Source organism: Paenibacillus ihuae (genome assembly GCF_001368795.1).
Classification (GTDB): Bacteria; Bacillota; Bacilli; order Paenibacillales; family Paenibacillaceae; genus Paenibacillus_AQ; species Paenibacillus_AQ ihuae.
The window spans coordinates 729,797-748,203 of record NZ_LN831198.1 but is presented as its reverse complement, the minus strand read 5'-3'; the positions used below and the strand labels follow the sequence as shown (position 1 = coordinate 748,203).

Here is an 18,407-nt window from a genome sequence, read left to right as displayed (position 1 = left end):
GCCAGTCCAGTTCGCAGCAAAATTCAAGCGAAAAGCAGCTTAATTTTGTCTTTTGGTGTCCACTTTCTTGACGGAGGTCCATTTTACCTTTGATTCGACCGTTCCGCCTCATATGAGCGAAATCAACGGTAGTTTTACCTTTGATTCGACCGTACTGCTTCATATGAGCGAAATCGACGGTAGTTTTACCAACACAGCAGATATTCCGGCAAAATCCGGCTATGCAACACAACAAAGAGCAGGTTCTTCTCCGACCGGGAAGAACCTGCTCTTGTAAATTTCCTATAGTCACTTACTGCAGAGAATGGCCTTACAGCTTCAGGCGGTATACCGCCTTATTTTCCAATCCACGGATAAAAGGTGTCCATTCTTCGGTTTCCGGCGTTGTATCCAGCGCATCCTCCACCATCTGCAGCTTAGCATCCATTGCATCAATATGATGCAGGGCTACCGCCTCTGCTGTCTGCGGCTGAACAGGGCTGCCCCATTCCCCCAAATTATGATGGGATAACACCAGATGCTGCAGCGCCAGCACTTTTTCGGATTCCAGATCAATGTTAGAGCGGATCGCCGCCTCTGTAATCCAGTTCGAGGCCATCGAGATATGACCGATTAGCTTGCCCTGTACACTGTAATCCGAGACAATTCCAAACTGGGAGATCATTTCCTCCGGTTTGGCGATATCATGTAAAATAATCCCCGCTTTCATCAAATCGGGATTCAGGAACGGGCGCTGTTTGCACAGGAAATCTCCGATTTCCAGCATCCGTACCATATGATAAGCAAGCCCGGCAAAATACGCATGGTGGTGGGTTTTTGCCGCCGGATAGTGCATCAGCTTCTCTTCCACTTTACCTACACAAAACGCGACTAGCGTTGAAATTTCCTGATCCACGATACTGGCCATGGCACCTTTGATCGTATGGATCAGATCCACCGGACGGATGGGCGCCGAGCGGATGAAATCGGTCAGTGACACACCATCGGACTCATTAGCCAGCCGTATCTTGGTGACTTTGATCTGCAGTTTTTCACGGTAGGTATGGGCAATACCGCGAACTTTTACCAGTGCCATCGGAAAAAAGGTTTCTTTATCCGTCGTGCTGACATCCCAATACTTGGCCGATAACTGGCCGCTGGAATCACCGAGTACCATATCAAAATAATCCTTTGGAGGAGTACCGTTTGTTTGTTTCAGCGTCAGCTCTCTGAGCAGATAGAAGCCGACGAATTCATCCTGTGGCGATAATTGTTTAATAAGTGTCATGTTGGAGCCTCCTGTTACTTACAGGCTTTCACCTGTTGCATATAGTACACTTTAGACATTCATCTCCGAAATCCCTTTAAATACTATACGATTGCCATTGCTAATTATGTCGCTGTTCTTTATGAGTCTATTATTATACACGATAATACTAAGAAAAAACGACTTCACCGTTCTTACTGAAAGGGTGATCTTTCTGCGTATTCAAAAAAGGGGCCGTCCCCCGCCACACTTGCATGGCTAAGGACAACCCCTTCTTTTGAGTAAACGAACTTATTTACTTGCTGTTTCCAAAGCAGATTTGATCGCTTCAATGACTTTGGCAGAGACTGCCTTTTCAGCATCATTAGCACCGAATGCTGCTGCTCTGTATCCGTATTTGTGCAGAGATTTGCCGTTCGAAGTGGACTCAATTTCAAACTTCACAGCAATATCAGCTGCTGTCAGCATTTCCGGAATTTTAACTTTTCCGGCTTTGTCCAGGTAGTACACAGTCATTGCTACAGGAACATTGTTCTTCACAGTAACCATTACATTTACGGATTTATCAATGCTCGTACCGATGAAGATACCGTCGAAGTAAGCTGCTTTATCAACTTTTACAAGTTCAGCTTTTTCGTAAGCTCTGTCTACTGCGGTTTTGAATCCGTTACTGCTTGATGTTGCACCGGACACTGCATCAACCTGTTGTACGCCTTCTTTGGTACCAGCTGTCAGGAAGCTTGCAGTAAGCTGAGGAATAGCCTTTTGCACTTCAGCATAAGCTGCTTTACCCAGGTCAACAAGGTTCATACCTACGCGGGACAGAACAACATTTACGATTTTGCCGTTACGCAGGGTAACATCAGCTTTGTTGGTGCCTTTATCATAAGCGTTGCCATAAGAGGTGAAAGTACCGTCTTTGTATGTGCCTTGAACCTTGGAAGCGTTAGTCAATGCATCAGTAAGAGCTGCTCTTGCTGCTGCGGACAAAGCTTCTTGGCCAGCAACATCAGCCAATTGCACGCCTTTCTCAAGCAGACCTGCGGTCAGTTGTTCAACCAGTGTTTTTTGGTCAGCAGTCAGTTTGTCAGCAGCAATAAGTTTGCCGTCTGTTCCGAACAGGCTGAGTTTAATTCCGGTTACTTGATCAGCTGCAACATCAACCAGCAGCAGGATTTTGGATTGGTTATCCACACCTGCGAATTTGCCGTCGAAGTATTGGCCTGCTGCAGGAACCTTCAAGGCTTTCTCAAATGCTCTTTGTACTGCCTGATTCCAGCTGTGGCTGCTTTCAGTAGCGCCGGAAATACCGTCTACCTTTTCATCATAATTAGCGATATAAGACCCGTTAGCAAGCAATTTTGCAGTCATTGGTGCGTTAGCTTTTACCACTTCGGCATAAGCGGATGTGCCTCTGTCAATCAGGTTGGTTCCAAGTCTGTACAGTTTCACGTCTACCAGTTTGCCGTTACGGATAACAACATCGGCTCTCTCAACGCCTACGCTTCTTGCAGTACCGTAGGAAGAATAGAAACCGTCAACATAAGCAGAGGTGTTGTTGATTGTGGCATTTTGTTCTGCATCCCAGAAAGCATTGATGGCAGCTTTGGATTCAGCTTCATAGCCGGCAACCGGCTGTGCAGCAGATCCTTTGGCGAGCAGAACAGGTGTAATCGCTGCAATTGCTGCTGTTTGTTCAGCTGTGTATGCTTTTTCGTCAACGAAGCTGCCAGTGCTGGTCATCGGATACAGCTTCACTGCTGTAAGGCTGTTAGCATCATAGCTAGCGAATACAGCATATTTACCTTCAGGGTCAACACCCATGTGGTCACCTGCGAAGTAAGTAGCATCTGCCGGTTTAACTTTCAGTGCTCTTTCAAACGCTCTGTCCACAGACAGCTTCCAGCCGTTGCTGGAGCGGGTTGCGCCGGATACAGCATCAACTGCTGCTGCACTGTCTCTGGATTGACCAAGCAGTCTTTCTTTCATCAGACCATAAGCTACCCACACGCCGCTATAGTTGTTGCTGACCGTGTTGTCGATGATTTTCGGGTTGGTTCTCATCAGTACGATATCAGCGATCTTTCCGTCTTTAATTGTAACCTTCGCGCCTTCAGTACCCTTGGAATAAGCATCGCCATAGGCTACATATACGCCGTCTTGGTATACGTTTTTAGATACAGTCAAAGGCTTAGCCGTTGCAACCGGTTTTGCTGTTGCGGCTGGTTTTGCTGTTGCTTTTGCTGTTGCTGCCGGTTTTGCTGTTGCAGCCGGTTTTGCTGTTGCTTTTGCTGTTGCTGCCGGTTTTGCTGTTGCAACCGGTTTAGCTGTCGCTTTTGGCGTTGGTTTTGCTGTTGCCTTTGGTGTTGGCTTAGCGGCTGGTTTCGCAGTCGCTGCCGGCGCTTCTTCAGAAGCTGCCGAAACTGCGTCCACCGTCAATTTCAAAGCAGGTGCGTTAATCGTGTAAGCGAATGGCGCAAGCAGTAAAGCTGCGCTGACTGTCAAAGTAATTAGTTTTTTCAATGCATATTCTCCTTTACCAAATCCCCAGTAGTATATAGCTCTTCGAAAAAATCCCCCTGCTGGTCCTCTCCCGTCCTTTCTTACGAAGAACAACATGTCTCTTCATAAGAAATCATCACCCCTCTCCCGTTCCTGCATGACCCAGTTGTGTGATTCAGAAGCTGCGTTCATTAATTTACAAATACTGCGTAAGGTGAAACAATTCACATAAGAGGGTGAATTAAATCACATAAAAACTATTAACCTCTTAGAGGTAATTTCTGGCTTGATGGTATCAAATATACACTTCATTTCTCTGTATATAAAATCACACACCCTATAAGAAAAATCACTATTTGCGCTTAACATAAATAATATATTTGATTTTACTCTCAAATTCTCCCATATACTCCGTCTTATGAGAAACCTATGATTTATTGTATTGAACTTCCAATAATGGTTGTGATACTTTATAAGGATGTTAAGTTCCATGAAAGTGAGCGTCCGCTAAATGAAACCATCCCCTGTCGGAGTAATTCTTGCCCAAATCGGAACACCCGAAGCGCCAAAGGCCAATGCAGTGCGCACCTATCTGCGCAGGTTTTTGTCGGACCGCCGGATTATCGACTATCCCCCTTTCCTGTGGCAGCCTCTGCTGCGTGGGGTTATTTTACGCGTAAGGCCGCAGCGGTCCGCCAAACTGTACAGCAGCATCTGGCAAAAGGATGGTTCGCCGCTGCTCCTGCATTCACTGGCTCAGCGCGAAGGCCTGCAAAAACTGCTTGGCAGCCATTATCAGGTGGAGCTCGGGCTAGCTTACAGCGAACCCGGCATGAAACAGGCCATGTCTGTACTTGAAGCTGCAGGCGTTAAGCGGATTGTCGTTGTTCCCTTATTCCCGCAATACTCTTCTACTACTACCGCTTCCGTCTATGATGCTGCGAGCTTCGCCGCTCTCGGAAGAAGCAGCGCAACAGGATCCGTGTCCAAGCGCTTCGTCCCGGCTCTGCGGTTTATTGATTCCTACTATGATGAACCTGGTTATATCTCAGCTATGAAGCTTCATCTGCTCCGGCAATTAAGCCGTATGGATGCAGCGCCTGATTATGTGGTGCTGTCTTTTCACGGAATTCCCCGCAGATATGCCGAAACGGGGGATCCTTACCCTCAGCAGTGTCTGGAAACGGCCCGCCTGCTGGCGGAAGCTATGCATTGGGAGCCTGGACTCTGGCAGGTCAGCTTTCAATCACGCTTTGGCCGTGAGGACTGGCTCGGGCCATCGACTGAAGAAGTGCTGAAGGGCTTGGCCGGACGCGGCATCTGCAGGCCGTTGATTTTCTCACCGGGCCTTGTGACCGACTGTCTGGAAACACTGCATGAGCTTGCGGTGGAAGGACGGGAGCATTTCGCCTCCGGCGGAGGAGAGCCCGGGGAATTCTTAAGTGTACCCTGCTTGAACGACAGTGAAGAGTGGCTTATCTTTCTCGCGCAGATGGTTACCGACAATGCCCAGGGATGGCTGGCAGCAGAAAGTCCCCAGATTCATTCCTAAACATGCTGGCGGATGTGGAATAAGCCTCATTATATATTTTAAATAAGCCGCTAATCTCAGCTGTAAACTGGCAGATCTCGCGGCTCTATTAATTTATAGTACTCTATGGCTTGCGCATGAGGCTTATGCGGTTAATTGTTTGTATTTAGCAGTCAGTTCCTCGAACCAATTCTTATCCTGCAAGGCCAAGGCAAAATCAATCAATTCAGCAATTTCAGCCGGCTGCAGCTCCGGAGAATCATTGAAGCAAACCTCAGCTGTTGCCGTTGCCAACCCATTCGCACCATCAGCAAAATCGTAAGAAAACTTAAGCTTGATGTCACTCTCCATAAATTCATTGCGGAGGAAATACAGCACTTCACACATCAAAACCGGTCTCACATGGTTATCGAACACACAATCCATAACCTTTGCCCAATATTGCTGGTTGCTGAGATGCAGCTTATCATTGGTTAGCAGATATTGCTCCCCCCGAAAATCATTAACAAATCTGAGCTCAAGCGGCTCCATTTTAAAAATACCGGCAATTTGCTTCATTGTGATATTCACAATGTCCTGTGTATCTAATCTGATCATCTCATACACCCCGTTCCTTATATTTGAACTTCCAGTAACTTTTCTGTAAACCTGTGAATTGGCACTAATTTTAATTAATTTAAAAGTATTATCGTCGAAATTTGGCGGTTTGTTAATGTTTTTCATTAAAATTCTTAAAATATATGTTTCGAAATGTGATGAAACGGTTAATATTATGCCCCTTATGACAGAACTGTAACCATTCCGGTTATTTTTGGAAGGGGCGGCTCTGCAATTCGACTGCTTTGGAATGAAAGATAAGGAGTTTAATTAGAGTTTTGCAGAGTCATTCACATAGAAAAAAAGCGCCTCCAGACCGGTAACCGGCTGGAGGCACTTTTGGTAGTATACGGTAATCTGGCGTATTGCCGTCTAGCAGAATAAAGATACGAGCTGAATGCCCTCTTCCGGTGAGATCCGCACCAGGCCCTTATCGGAAATCCGCAAGGTTGGAATGACTGCAAGCGCCAGCAGAGACAGCGTCATAAAAGCATAATTCAGCGTGCAGCCTGCATCATACAGCGCTGTACTGATTGCCGCGGACTGGGCGGCTGCTACCTCAAACGGCTCTGCGGACATTAGTCCGGCGATGGCCAGCGGGAATAGCGTGGTTCCCGTCCCTGTAATTACAGCCACACCCCCTTGAGCTTCTGCTACCGCCGCTGCTGCTTTTGCCATCAGGACATCATCATTGCCGATCACCAGCACATTGTGGCTGTCATGTGCAACCGTCATGGCAATAGCCGCAGGCTCATGGAAGCCGATCCCATCTACCACGCCTACCGATTTGTTACCGGTTCCTTTGTGCCGTTCAAATACAGCGATTTTGCAGAGGCCGTTTCCGATCTGCAGCACCCCGTTCTCCACCGGCAGCTGCACGATCAGCTCTTCTGTCTCCACATGATTCTCGATGACCTTGATTACCCGGGTAGCGAGGCTGCCTGACTCCACCGGAGCATGGATCACAAAATCCTCCGGCACCGGAAGCTGTTGCAAATGAACCGACGCACGCACTTCCTCAGGGTAGGTATAGGCCGGAAGCTCAGCCGTCATAATGCCGTTCTCAGCCACCACCACACCAGCAGCTATTGTCGTTACTACATGGACATCGGCCAGATTTCCGTCCAGCAAAATAATATCCGCACAGGAGCCCGGCGTAATTGAGCCGATATCACGGGCTACGCCGAAGCGCTCAGCGGTGTTAATGGTTGCCATCTGGAAGGCAATAACCGGCTTTACTCCTTGAGAGATCGCATGTCGTACGACAAAATCCATATGTCCTTCGTCGCGCAGCGATTCTGAGCTGCGGTCATCCGTGACCAGCATCATCCGGCGCGGGTCCAGCCCGTGTTCCGTATGCGCAGTGATCGTCTTCGCTACATCATGCCAGGCGGAGCCGCGGCGCATTTTGGCATACATCCCCAGACGGACACGTTCAATCACATCCTCAGCCGTTACACATTCATGGTCGCCGGTTACGCCGGCGGCAGCATAAACCGGAAGTCTCCAGTCACTGGACGGCCAGGTGAAATGCCCATCCACGTATCTGCCTGCGCGGAGTGTCGCCTGAATTTCGCCGATCATTTTATCATCGCCATATACCACGCCCGGGAAGTTCATGACTTCTCCGAGAGCGATGACATCCTCTCCCCAGGTATAGGCTTCGGCAATTTCCGCCGGTCCAAGTGAGGCCCCGGTTGTTTCGAACTCCGCTCCTGCCGAAGGTACACAGGAAGCCACCTGCATATACGCGGCAAGCGGCGTGCCGCGCATTTCATCCAGCATCAGCTTAATCCCCTTCAGCCCGAACACATTGGCGATTTCATGCGCATCAAAGAATCCGCCCGTCGTTCCCATCGGCAGCACCGCACGGGCAAATTCGGTAACGGTCAGCTGTGTGCTTTCGATATGGCAATGCCCGTCAAGTAAGCCGGGAGCAATATATTTGCCGGCTGCATCAATAATCTTTGTACCTTCACCAATCGTATGAGAGACGTCCTTGCCGACATAGGCTATGCGCCCCCCTTGTACCGCAACAGACATCCCCTCCAAAATCTCCCCCGAGACCACATTGACCAGCTTTCCTCTCGTGATGACCAGGGATGCCGGCTGATCGCCGCGGGCTGTAGCCACAAGCTCAGGTACACAATCCGCAAGCGGTTTTCTTTTAAACATCATGACTTCCACTCCCTCCGATTTGCTTTTTATTTTAATAAAAACGGCTATGCCGCCCCTTCGCGGGACGCAAGCCGTTTCCTGGGTAATTCCTGAACCGTCCGGCTCAGCCGGACAGCCTTACTGCATTCGCGTATCTCCAGTTGCCTATTCAGACGATTATCTTACTTTCGCCTCGTATACGTCAAGTGCCGCCTGAACGCCGAGGCCGGCAGGAAGAGCATGCCCATGCCGCAAAAGCGTTGCCTCAAGCGCTCCCAGTACCCGCAGCACATTATTTTCACGGCAGCTGAAGCCCATCGTGCCGATGCGCCAGATTTGTCCTTTGAGCGGCCCGAAGGAGCTGGCAATCTCGATGCCAAAGCGGTCAAGCAGCATGCTGCGCACAGACTCCCCGTCAACCTCCTCCGGAATCCGCACACAGGTAACTACAGTCAGCTTGCTCTGCGGATCCCCATACAGCTCCAGGCCCATCGCCTTGAGTCCGGCTGTAAGCGCCTCTTCATGCAGCGCATGTCTGGCATGCCGTGCCTGAAGGCCTTCCTCAAGCACCAGCCGCAGCCCTTCACGCAGTGCATAGAGCATCGAAGTCATCTCCGTATGATGATTCAGCCGCTGCGGACCCCAGTAATCCTGAAGCATGCTTAAGTCAAAATAATTGCTACGCACAGGAGGCAGCTCCCCCGCTTCGAACTCGCCTGTTCTGAGCCCGCGTTCTACCTGCTTGCGCTTCAGCAGCTTGGCTTCCGCCCGCTCATTATAAGTAACCGGCGCCATCCCGGAGGGAATCGACAGGCACTTCTGTGTACCGCCGATGACAGCGTCCAGCATCCAGGCATCCGTCTCCACCGGCACACCGCCGATTGTCGCAACGGCGTCCACGATAAGCAGGGCATCCTGTTCACGGCAGGCCCTCCCGATCTCAGCCAGCGGCTGCACCCGGCCTGTGGAGGTTTCCCCGTGAACAATGGCTACCACATCCGGCTTAAAGCTTTGGATCGCGGAGATCACTTCCTCCGGAGCAAACACACTGCCCCAAGCTTTTTCAATGGTATAGACCTCTGCCCCGCAGCGTTCGGCGATTTCATGCAGCAAATGGCCGAACCGGCCAAAGATCGGAATCAGCACCCGGTCGCCGGGTGCGATTAAACTGACCATTACCGCTTCAATACCGGAACGCGAAGTGCCGTCGACCGGAAAAGCCCATTTATTGTTCGTAGCAAACAGCTCACGCAGCATCCCCATAGTTTCATTCATAATATCCGTAAATTCAGGATCAAACTGGCCCAGCACCGGAAAAGACATCGCCCGCAGCACGCGCGGATCGACCTCCACCGGTCCCGGGGTCATGATGCACCGCAAGGACGGCGACAAATCTTCGTACCGCTTCATGAGAACCTCTCCCTCTGATGTTCAGCTTTCTTTATAAGCCAGCTCATATAATATGGCCGTTAACACATTCAATCCGGCAGCCAGCTCTTCCGGTGAAGAATATTCATCCGGAGAATGGCTGATTCCGGCCCGGCTCGGTACAAAAATCATTGCTGTAGGACATAGGGGGGCAAAGAGCTGGGCATCATGGCCTGCTCCGCTAACCATCGTGCGGAAGCTTCTCCCCTGCTGCAGGCTGATCTGCTCCAGCAGCCCCTTCAGCCCCACATCCATTGGTGCAGGAGTGGTTGCTAAGGTTGCTGTGAGCTCCAAAGTCAGCCCGCGGTTTTCGGCGATCCTTTCGAAATGTGCCTGAATACCGTTGCAAAAGCGTTCCAGCTGCTCGGCTCCGCTATGGCGGATATCCAGTGTAAACTGCACTTCACCGGGAATCACATTTGGCGTACCGGGGGACACCTCCAGCTTGCCGCAAGTAGCTACCAGCGGATCACCGGCCTGGACCGCCGACTGCTCCAGCACCAGCAGCATCTCTGCAGCACCCGCTAGCGCATCCCGCCGCAGCCCCATCGGGGTTGTGCCGGCATGGTTCGCCGTGCCGCCAACTTTCACCTGAAATCGCCGCTGCCCGGCGATTGCATCAACGATTCCTATCTCCAAGGCCGATTGCTCCAATACGATGCCCTGTTCGATATGCAGCTCAACATACGCACCTATATCCTCTCTGCGGGGACCCTTCCCGGACTTGCTTCCCAATCCGCAAGCTTCCATGGCCGAAGAAATCGTCATCCCCCGGGAATCTGTGCAGCTATCCGCTTCGCTTCCATTAAACATCCCTGTTACATTGCCGGAGCCCCAGAAGGTCAGCGGAAACCGGCTGCCCTCTTCTTCGCAAAAGGCTACTGCCTCCACGGTCCGCAGCGGCCGCCCGAAGGTCTGCTGCAAATAATGCAGTGCAGTAACAGCGGCAGCAACCCCGTATGCACCGTCATATTTCCCGCCGTTCAGAACGGTGTCAATATGTGAGCCGGTTAATATGACTTTATCGGCTGTCTCTGAGCCTGTAAACCTTCCATAGACATTCCCGACGTCATCACACCTCACTTCCATCCCCAGTGCAGCCATCCTCTCCTGCAGGAACTGCTGTGCCCGGAGCCATTCCGGAGTATATAGAAGGCGGGATACTCCGGGTCCTGGGGCGCTGAATACTGCAAGCTCCTCCAGCAGCTCCATCATCTCAAGCGCCGGTGCCTTAATCGTCGGTGTTGTCATAATGAAGACTGCCCTTCGTTTACCCGCAGCCATTGCCCGCCGTCTTCGATCAGAAGTCCTTGCTCTGCGGTATAGACCACTGTGCCGCGGCTTATCGTGGCTGAGACCTTGCAGGATAAGGTCTTGCCGGCATAGGGACTGTGTTTATGGCGGTAATAGAGATCCTCTGCGCTCAATATATAGGAATGATTCGGGTTCAGCAGCACCAGATCGGCGTCCAATCCAAGCTTGATCGAGCCTTTGCGGTGATCCAGCCCGAAACGCCGGGCCGGCTGCTCAGCCAGGAGCGCGGCAATCTGCGTAACCGGCAGGCCGCGCACATTGACCCCTTCGTGGAACATCAGCTCCAGGCTGCTTTGCGCCCCGGAAATACCGCCCCAGGCTTCAAAGAAGTTTAGCCCGGGATCAAGCTTAAGCTCCGGCGGACAAGGGGAATGATCCGAGGCGATCAGCTCGATCCGGCCTTCAGCCAGCACCTTCCACAGCTTCTCCTGCTCCTCCGGGCTGCGCAGCGGCGGCGCACATTTAGCCAGCGCTCCCAGTTCCTCCAGGCTGTTCTCGCTCAGAACCAGGTAATGGGGACAGGTTTCCGCAGACACATCGAGCCCGCGGAGCTTGGCTTCATGGATTAATTCAATCGCAGCTGCGGTGCTTATATGCACAAAGTGCAGTCTGCAGCCAGTCCGTTCACTGTACAGCAGCGCTCTCGCCACGGCCTCTAGCTCAGCTTCCGCCGGACGGGAGGCGGCAAAATCACGCGCAGTAGTCCGGCCGTTCCGTACAGCATCAGCTGTCAGCACAGCGGTGATCTCTTCGCTCTCCGCATGCAGGGCAAGAATACCGCCGAGCCCGGCAATTCTTTGCATACCCTGATACAATGTGTCATCATCCACCTCGCGGAACCGGCCTTCCCCTTCGCCTCCGGGATTGGAGATGAAAGCCTTATAGCCGGTAACACCGGCTTCTGCCAGCTCCTCCAGATCCTCCAGATTGCCGGGAACCAGCCCGCCCCACAGCACATAATCCACGGCAGAGTTGCCGGCCGCTGCGTCTGCCTTGAGCTGCAGTGCGGCTTTATTCACAGTAGGCGGATTACCGTTCAGGGGCATATCCGCATAACAGGTGCAGCCTCCGGCGGCAAGTGCCGCCGAACCGCTGCGGAAGCCTTCCCAATGGCCCAGCGCCGGCTCATTAAAATGAACATGCATATCGATCATGCCGGGCAGCACATACTGTCCTTCCGCATCGATGACCCGGGTGTCCGGATAAACCGGCAGCTCCTCGCCCAGCGCGGCAATCTTTCCGTTCTTCACAGCGATGTCCAGCTTGCGTACTTCTCCGGGCAGTACTACGTCCCCATTCTTGATGATAAGCTCATACGTTTCTTTCATGAATCGGTCACCTCCGGCCATCTATATAATTGTTATTTGTCTAATATTTTCAACTTCCCCGATACGTGCTGTACCCTCCTGGAGCCACTAGCAGCGGAACATGATAATGCTCGGCGGGATTGATTATTGTGAAGCGGATTGGAATCTGTTCGAGAAAAAAAATAGTAGAACCTGCTGCGGCTACCGAAGCGCCCTCGTCTGCCGGATTGCTGCCGCGGAAATAGTCCCCGGCCATAAACAGCAGCTCATAGCTGCCGGGAGCAAGCTCGCTTCCCGCCAGCAGCGGGGCATCCAGTCTGCCGTCGCTGTTCGTCACTGCTTCCCGCAGCAGCTCGCCTGCCGCCCCGCCGTCAAGCTTCCAGAGCTGAAGCGCCATACCGGCCGCCGGCACTCCCCGGGCCAGGTCCAGCACATGGGTGGTCAGCCGGCCGCTCATGACTGTGTATCCTCAGGCTCAGACAGCAGATCATGCAGCCGGAAACCGGTGATTTTACCAATTTCATGAAGCGCCTGCTCCCATTCCTCTTCCAGCGGACGGTTAACCCGTTCCCCGATCGCCTTAATGATGTCATCCTTGTTTTTGCCGCGTACGGCCAGAATAAAGGGAAACCGGAATTTCTCCGTATATGCCGCATTTAGTTCAGTAAGCCGTTTGAACTCCTCAGGTGTCAGCCGGTCCAGGCCCGCACCCTGCTGCTCCGCCGCTGACAGCGGGGTAACCTGAAGTCTTGTCGCCAGATCGGGATGGGATCTCAGCAGGGCTTCAATTTGGCTGCGCGGCGCACTCCGTGCCGTCTCCAGCATCACACTGTGCAGCTCTTCCACCGAATGAAACGGAACATGCCGGTAAGCCCCCTCCGCCACCCAGGGGGAATGTTCGAAGATTCCGCCAAGTGCCGCCACAAACTGTTCCTTATCCATTACGTTAATTTGGTTTATTGTTAATGAATCCTTTTCTGCACTCATATTCCCGCCCCGCCTTCTTCCAATTCTACATATTTTGCTATTAATGTAATAATATTCTCTATAAAAGGGTAAAAAAAGTCCATTTGCTGTATTCAAGTCATCTACTTTTTGCTCTGCGCCGGAAATAGCGGTTTCTTTGCTGGGTTAGATGTTCGAACTACATTAAATGGACGGTTGGACCGATTATAGCATCAAACGATAAGTGAAGTCTTTGTTACCTGCCTGCTTTATTTCTCTTAGAACCGCTGCTCACGGACATAAGGTGTCCCCAGCGATTCCGGGGTGCCCGAAGGCTTGTTGCGGTTGCGGTAGCCGAGATACATCAGCACCAGAATCGTTACGATGTATGGAATCATCTTGAGGAAATAAGGCGGAATCACGCTGCCCAGCAGCTGGATGCGGAAGCCGAGCGAATCGAGTGCACCGAAGAAATAAGCGCAGAAGAGTGCACGCAGCGGATTCCATCTGGCGAAGATAACAAGCCCGACCGCAATCCAGCCGCGGCCGGCCGTAAGGCCTTCATTCCAGGTCGGCGCGTAAGCCAGCACCATATCCGCCCCCGCTAAGCCTATCAGTGCAGCACCGGCCGTTACATAGCTGTAGCGGATCAGCTGCACACGGATGCCCATAACATCGGCAGTCGCGGGGCTGTCCCCTACGGCCCGCAGATGCAGCCCCCAGGAGGTGTGATGGATCAGCAGATGCAGCACCAGTACCAGCAGCAGGCTGAACCAGGTTAAATAATCCATCCGGCCAAAAATATCCCCGATGACCGGAATCCCGTTCAGCCAGCTGAGGTTCAGCTTAGGCGAAGTCCCCGGCAGCGGCAGTCCGCTGATTGACTTGCCCAAATAAGCGCTGAGGCCGCTTCCGAACAGGGTCATGGCAAGCCCGGACATCGTCTGGTTCGCCCGCAGCGTCACACAGAGGAACGAATGCACCATTCCGAGCACTGCGGTGACTGCAATAGCCGCAAGGAGCGCCAGCAGGAGATTTCCGCTGCGGATATAGACGATACAGGTAGTCACTGCCCCCATCAGCATCAGTCCCTCTGCGCCAAGCTGGATTATGCCCGCTCGTTCGTTCAGAATACCTCCCAGTGTAGCCAGCAGCAGCGGGGTTCCGGCAGAGATTGCGGCTATTAATAACTGTGTAGTGAAATCCATAGGTAAACTCCCTTCTCAAAATCCCCGCGATAATATACGTTCTGATAGTTGAAAGGCGCTGCTTATGCGCTCCGGCGTATGCGGAAACGGTGAATCATATCGCCGGCTATCAGGAAGAACAGGATCGAGCCCTGCAGCATTTCAGAAATTGACGAGGGCAGTCCAATGGTCTGTACACTATAGCCGCCGACTATCAGTCCTCCGAATAGAACAGAGGTGATGATCAGACCGAGCGGGTTCAGCTTGGCAAGCCAGGCGACGATAATTGCGGTGTAGCCGTAGCCGGGTGAAATCCCCTGCATCAGCTTGTGCGTCACCCCGGAAACCTCAGCCATACCGGCTATTCCGGCCAGCCCGCCGCTGATCAGCATAACGATAATAATATGCCGTTTAATATGAATCCCCGCGTAACGCGCAGCCGTCGGATTGGCCCCAATCAGCCGCAGCTCATAGCCCCAGCGGGTAAATTTAACCATCAGATAATAGATGACCACCGCGATAAGCCCAAAAATCAGCCCAATATGCAGTCTTGTCGTCCCAAGAACAGGTAAGGACTGGGCAGCCGTAAACATCGGTGATCCCGGGAAATTGAAGCCCTTCGGATCTTTCCAGGGTCCGAACACCACATAATCCAGGGCCAGCAGCGCCACATAATTTAACATCAATGAAGTAATCAGCTCGTTGACACCGAAGTGTGTCCGGGGAATAGCTGTCATCAATCCCCAAAGCGCCCCTGCCGCTGTACCGAATAACAGCATCAGCGTTATCGACCAGAAGGACGGGAGATCCGGAAAATAAATCGTAACCGCCGTAGCCGCCATCGCCCCGACGGTCAGCTGTCCTTCGGCCCCGATGTTCCAGACGGAAATCCGGTAAGCAACAGCGATACCCAGGCCGCACAGGAGCAGCGGGATTGCTTTTACCATCGTTTCTGTGAATCCATAGGAGGTACCGAAGGCCCCCCGGAACATCTTTTCATATACCGTAACCGGACTCATCCCGTTAGCGGCAATGAATATCGCACACAGCAGAAGCGCCAGTATAACGGACAGAATCGGTGACCACCACGGAGAGCGGGTACGGCTTGAATCGTATTCCAGCCGCAGCGAGAACCGTTTACCGGGCTTAGCCGGAGCCGGCTCCAGCACTGCCGCTGCAGAATTGCTTCCATTTTCCGGACTCATACTGCACTCCCCTCCCTGTGCCTGATTCCGGCCATCATCAGACCGATCTGTTCTCTGTCCGCGTGCTCATGATCGCTTTCACCGATGATTGTACCGTTGTATATAACCAGAATCCGGTCAGACAGCTGCAGCAGCTCATCCAGATCCTCAGAGATTAGCAGTACTCCGCTCCCTGAACTGCGCAGCTCCATCAGCAGCTCATGTACCCCGGCCGTCGCCCCTACATCCAGACCCTGTGTAGGGTGAACAGCGACCATCAGCTTCGGCTTATGGCTGACCTCACGGGCAAACAGCAGCTTCTGCTGGTTGCCGCCGGACAATTGCTGGACCGGTGTATCGAGCTCAGGTGTCTTCACATTGAAGCGCTGGACCAGCTCCTGAGACCACAAACGGTTCTTTGCTGCTTTCAAAAAGCCGAATTTGGAATGCTCTTCACTGCGGTAAGACTTGAACAGCAGATTATCCACCGAGCCCAGCCGTCCGGCCAGACCGCTCTTCATCCGGTTCTCCGGCACATGGGATATCCCTGAATCAATGGCTCCTCTGACCGAAGCCGTTGTCACCTTGCTGCCATCAAAAATAATCTCGCCATTCTTCCAGGTTCTAAGCCCTGTAAGCACTTCTGCCAGCTCCTTCTGCCCATTGCCGGCCACTCCCGCAACCCCGACAATCTCACCTTCACATACCTTCAGCGACAGGTTGTCGAGTGCCTTGCGGCCATGATCGGCTGAGACTTCCAGCCGGTTAACGATAAGCAAAGGCTCACCTTGGGTAACCTCACGCTCCTGGCGGCTGATCGTTACCTCTCTGCCTACCATCAGCCGGGCCAGTTCCAGCTCATCCGTATCCGCCGTAGCCAGCGTAGCGATCATCTTTCCTTTGCGCATAACGGAAATCCGGTCGGAAGAAGCCATCACTTCTTTCATTTTATGCGTAGTCATAATCACTGTCTTGCCCGCCTGCTTCATCACCCGCAGTGTTTCAAACAGCTGCTCCGCTTCTCCCGGAGTAAGCACAGAGGTGGGTTCATCCAAAATAATAATATCTGCTCCCCGGTACAGTGTCTTGACGATCTCCACACGCTGCTGCTCACCGACGGACAATTGCCAGATCGGACGGTCAACCGGGAATTTCAGCCCGAACCGTTCTCCCAGCGCCTCAATTTCTTCATGCTTATGTTTGATCCATTTGCTGCCCCGCCAGAAAGACGACTTTTCGCCAAGCACGATATTTTCCGCTGCTGTAAGACTTTGCACCAGTCTGAAGTTTTGAAATACCATTCCGACACCCAGGAGTGCTGCATCCTTAGGGGAACGGATTCTGGCGGTCTGTCCATGGATCAGAATTTCGCCTTCATCCGCCCGGTATACACCTGACAGCATGCTCATGACTGTGCTCTTACCTGCTCCATTCTCACCAAGCAGCGCGTGAACCTCACCCGCATTTGCCGAAAAATCGACTTGATCGCTTGCCGTTACAGAACCGAATTTCTTCACAATCCCGCGCATTTCAACCGAATGGTCCTGCATTTTGGGATGCTCCTTTCCTTATAGTTGTAGTACGGGTGGGGAAGGTTCCACCTTAACGGAACCCGCCCCACCCATAAGGACATGCATGATGAAATTAGGATTATGACATTATTGCGGGATTGTGCCCTCTATGCCTTTTACCAGCCAGTTCATGCCCAGTACTTCTTCAAGGGTCAGTGTCTGGCCTGCCTTAACCTGTTCTTTGCCTTGGTTATCAGAAATCGGGCCAGTAAATACATCCAGCTCACCGCTGATAATCTTAGCCTTTGCTTCTTCTACCAGGGTCTTGACATCATCCGGAACCTTGTTGCCGAACGGAGCAAGCTCAACCATGCCGTCAGCCATATCGCCGGAATATTGCTCGCTCTTCCACGTTCCGTCTATTACCGATTGAACAGCCTTCACGTAGTAAGGGCCCCAATTCCATACCGGGTTAGTCAGATAATTATCAGGTGCGTACTTACTCATGTCAGAGTCATTGCCGCCTGCATAGGCTCCGCGTTCAGCAGCTGCCTGCAGGGTTGCCGGGGAATCCTGATAAGCCAGCAGGACATCTGCACCTTTATCGAGAAGGCTTATTGCCGCCTGACGTTCAGTTGCCGGATCATACCAGGTGTTGGTCCACACTACATCTACCTTAATATCAGGGTTGACGCTTTGTGCTCCAAGTGTAAAGGCATTAAGATTATAGATAACTTCGCTGATCGGGAAAGCACCAACATACCCGAGGTGGTTTTTGGTAGTCATTTTCCCTGCAGCGATACCGGTCAGATAACTTGCTTGATAGTTCTTACCGAAATAAGTACCCATGTTCTCAGCTGTCTTGTAGCCGGAAGCATGGAGGAATTTCACATTAGGGAATTTATTGGCTACATTAAGAGTGAAGTCCATATAACCGAAGCTTGTAGTAAATACAATGTCATGGGACTGAGCAAGCTCAGTGATGATGCGTTCAGCATCGGCACTTTCCGGAACATTCTCTACGTAATCCGCAGTAATACCGAGCTCTTTCTCCATGTACAGACGGCCTTGGTCATGCTGATACGTATAACCGCCGTCACCCGGAGGTCCGATGTAGACAAAAGCAACCGTTGGCTTCTCTGCTGCCGGCTCTGTTGTTGCTGTGGCCTCTGTTGCTGTTCCCGCATTCGTTGCCGCCGGCGCCTCCGTAGCAGCTGTGTTCGTAGCCGCGTTGTTATTGCTTCCGCAGCCCGCCAGTACGACCGCGAGCAGGAACACGAGCACAAAGCTTAGCGTAAATCCCTGACCCCTTCTTTTCATAATTCTCCTCCTCCAGGATATCTCTCATAATGGCTGTAACCATTAATGTATCTCTACTATACTGAGACCAGGCGTTTACGTAAATTTATATAACATACGTTTGTGCCTTGTAATAAGAAATCCTAACTTTTTTGTGCCTTATGCACTAAAACGAGACGAAATATACTTAAAATATGTG

At 52.0% G+C, this 18,407-nt stretch carries 15 protein-coding genes; 2 read left to right on the top strand and 13 right to left on the bottom strand.

From position 1 onward, the window contains the following. Window positions 1–112: 112 nt before the first annotated feature. A complete protein-coding gene (locus AQR02_RS03390) occupies window positions 113–277 on the top strand; it encodes a hypothetical protein (RefSeq protein ID WP_159067678.1) in 165 nt (54 codons plus the stop codon). A gap of 33 nt (window positions 278–310) precedes the next feature. Here the strand turns inward: AQR02_RS03390 and AQR02_RS03385 are convergent, their stop codons facing one another. Together AQR02_RS03385 and AQR02_RS03380 are read right to left on the bottom strand one after the other, a co-directional pair. Next, window positions 311–1,267: a 3'-5' exoribonuclease YhaM family protein gene (locus tag AQR02_RS03385; protein ID WP_054939394.1), complete on the bottom strand. Its 957-nt coding sequence runs from the start codon at window positions 1,265–1,267 to the stop codon at window positions 311–313. A gap of 270 nt (window positions 1,268–1,537) precedes the next feature. After that, entirely contained in the window at window positions 1,538–3,769 is a 2,232-nt protein-coding gene (locus AQR02_RS03380; RefSeq protein ID WP_054939393.1) for an FMN-binding protein, read from the bottom strand. A gap of 490 nt (window positions 3,770–4,259) precedes the next feature. Between AQR02_RS03380 and hemH the strand changes: the two genes are divergently transcribed. Further along, a complete protein-coding gene (gene hemH / locus AQR02_RS03375; protein ID WP_054939392.1) occupies window positions 4,260–5,300 on the top strand; it encodes a ferrochelatase in 1,041 nt (346 codons plus the stop codon). A 123-nt stretch (window positions 5,301–5,423) separates the two neighbouring features. Here hemH and AQR02_RS03370 read toward each other — a convergent pair whose 3' ends face one another. The 11 genes from AQR02_RS03370 to AQR02_RS03320 form a co-directional block, all read right to left on the bottom strand. Beyond that, on the bottom strand, window positions 5,424–6,002 hold the full coding sequence (locus AQR02_RS03370; RefSeq protein ID WP_245237071.1) for an IDEAL domain-containing protein: 579 nt from the start codon (window positions 6,000–6,002) through the stop codon (window positions 5,424–5,426). A gap of 246 nt (window positions 6,003–6,248) precedes the next feature. After that, window positions 6,249–8,054, bottom strand: coding sequence for an adenine deaminase (locus AQR02_RS03365; protein WP_245237069.1), 1,806 nt, complete (start codon window positions 8,052–8,054; stop codon window positions 6,249–6,251). 156 nt (window positions 8,055–8,210) lie between these two features. Further along, the gene (locus AQR02_RS03360; protein WP_054939389.1) at window positions 8,211–9,443 is read right to left on the bottom strand and encodes a pyridoxal-phosphate-dependent aminotransferase family protein; all 1,233 of its coding nucleotides are present in this window, start codon (window positions 9,441–9,443) and stop codon (window positions 8,211–8,213) included. Window positions 9,444–9,464: 21 nt separating this feature from the next. Beyond that, window positions 9,465–10,712 carry an allantoate deiminase gene (gene allC, locus AQR02_RS03355; RefSeq protein ID WP_054939388.1) on the bottom strand — a complete coding sequence of 416 codons (1,248 nt, stop codon included), beginning with the start codon at window positions 10,710–10,712 and terminating at the stop codon, window positions 9,465–9,467. Beyond that, a complete protein-coding gene (locus tag AQR02_RS03350) occupies window positions 10,709–12,103 on the bottom strand; it encodes an allantoinase (protein WP_054939387.1) in 1,395 nt (464 codons plus the stop codon). Before AQR02_RS03350 ends, allC begins: the two co-directional genes overlap by 4 nt. 49 nt (window positions 12,104–12,152) lie before the next feature. Beyond that, a complete protein-coding gene (gene uraH / locus AQR02_RS03345; RefSeq protein WP_054939386.1) occupies window positions 12,153–12,539 on the bottom strand; it encodes a hydroxyisourate hydrolase in 387 nt (128 codons plus the stop codon). Continuing rightward, complete coding sequence (gene uraD / locus AQR02_RS03340; protein WP_054939385.1) at window positions 12,536–13,069, bottom strand: 2-oxo-4-hydroxy-4-carboxy-5-ureidoimidazoline decarboxylase; 534 nt, start codon at window positions 13,067–13,069, stop codon at window positions 12,536–12,538. The genes uraH and uraD overlap by 4 nt, the downstream gene beginning before the upstream one ends. 236 nt (window positions 13,070–13,305) lie before the next feature. Continuing rightward, window positions 13,306–14,235 (bottom strand): ABC transporter permease, encoded by a 930-nt coding sequence (locus tag AQR02_RS03335; RefSeq protein WP_054939384.1) that lies wholly within the window; start codon window positions 14,233–14,235, stop codon window positions 13,306–13,308. 62 nt (window positions 14,236–14,297) lie between these two features. Beyond that, window positions 14,298–15,419: an ABC transporter permease gene (locus AQR02_RS03330; protein ID WP_054939383.1), complete on the bottom strand. Its 1,122-nt coding sequence runs from the start codon at window positions 15,417–15,419 to the stop codon at window positions 14,298–14,300. Continuing rightward, a complete protein-coding gene (locus AQR02_RS03325; protein ID WP_054939382.1) occupies window positions 15,416–16,948 on the bottom strand; it encodes an ABC transporter ATP-binding protein in 1,533 nt (510 codons plus the stop codon). Before AQR02_RS03325 ends, AQR02_RS03330 begins: the two co-directional genes overlap by 4 nt. Before the next feature lie 108 nt (window positions 16,949–17,056). Then, entirely contained in the window at window positions 17,057–18,229 is a 1,173-nt protein-coding gene (locus AQR02_RS03320) for a BMP family ABC transporter substrate-binding protein (RefSeq protein ID WP_054939381.1), read from the bottom strand. Window positions 18,230–18,407: the final 178 nt, after the last annotated feature.

Excerpts from the sequence above, each read along its gene's own strand:
- AQR02_RS03365 (WP_245237069.1), bottom strand. The coding sequence starts at position 8,054 with ATGATGTTTAAAAGAAAACCGCTTGCGGATTGTGTACCTGAGCTTGTG.
- AQR02_RS03330 (WP_054939383.1), bottom strand. The coding sequence starts at position 15,419 with ATGAGTCCGGAAAATGGAAGCAATTCTGCAGCGGCAGTGCTGGAGCCG.
- uraD (WP_054939385.1), bottom strand. The coding sequence starts at position 13,069 with ATGAGTGCAGAAAAGGATTCATTAACAATAAACCAAATTAACGTAATG.
- AQR02_RS03350 (WP_054939387.1), bottom strand. The coding sequence starts at position 12,103 with ATGAAAGAAACGTATGAGCTTATCATCAAGAATGGGGACGTAGTACTG.
- AQR02_RS03360 (WP_054939389.1), bottom strand. The coding sequence starts at position 9,443 with ATGAAGCGGTACGAAGATTTGTCGCCGTCCTTGCGGTGCATCATGACC.
- AQR02_RS03325 (WP_054939382.1), bottom strand. The coding sequence starts at position 16,948 with ATGCAGGACCATTCGGTTGAAATGCGCGGGATTGTGAAGAAATTCGGT.
- AQR02_RS03320 (WP_054939381.1), bottom strand. The coding sequence starts at position 18,229 with ATGAAAAGAAGGGGTCAGGGATTTACGCTAAGCTTTGTGCTCGTGTTC.
- AQR02_RS03385 (WP_054939394.1), bottom strand. The coding sequence starts at position 1,267 with ATGACACTTATTAAACAATTATCGCCACAGGATGAATTCGTCGGCTTC.
- AQR02_RS03370 (WP_245237071.1), bottom strand. The coding sequence starts at position 6,002 with ATGAAAAACATTAACAAACCGCCAAATTTCGACGATAATACTTTTAAA.
- uraH (WP_054939386.1), bottom strand. The coding sequence starts at position 12,539 with ATGAGCGGCCGGCTGACCACCCATGTGCTGGACCTGGCCCGGGGAGTG.
- AQR02_RS03390 (WP_159067678.1), top strand. The coding sequence starts at position 113 with ATGAGCGAAATCAACGGTAGTTTTACCTTTGATTCGACCGTACTGCTT.
- AQR02_RS03335 (WP_054939384.1), bottom strand. The coding sequence starts at position 14,235 with ATGGATTTCACTACACAGTTATTAATAGCCGCAATCTCTGCCGGAACC.
- allC (WP_054939388.1), bottom strand. The coding sequence starts at position 10,712 with ATGACAACACCGACGATTAAGGCACCGGCGCTTGAGATGATGGAGCTG.
- hemH (WP_054939392.1), top strand. The coding sequence starts at position 4,260 with ATGAAACCATCCCCTGTCGGAGTAATTCTTGCCCAAATCGGAACACCC.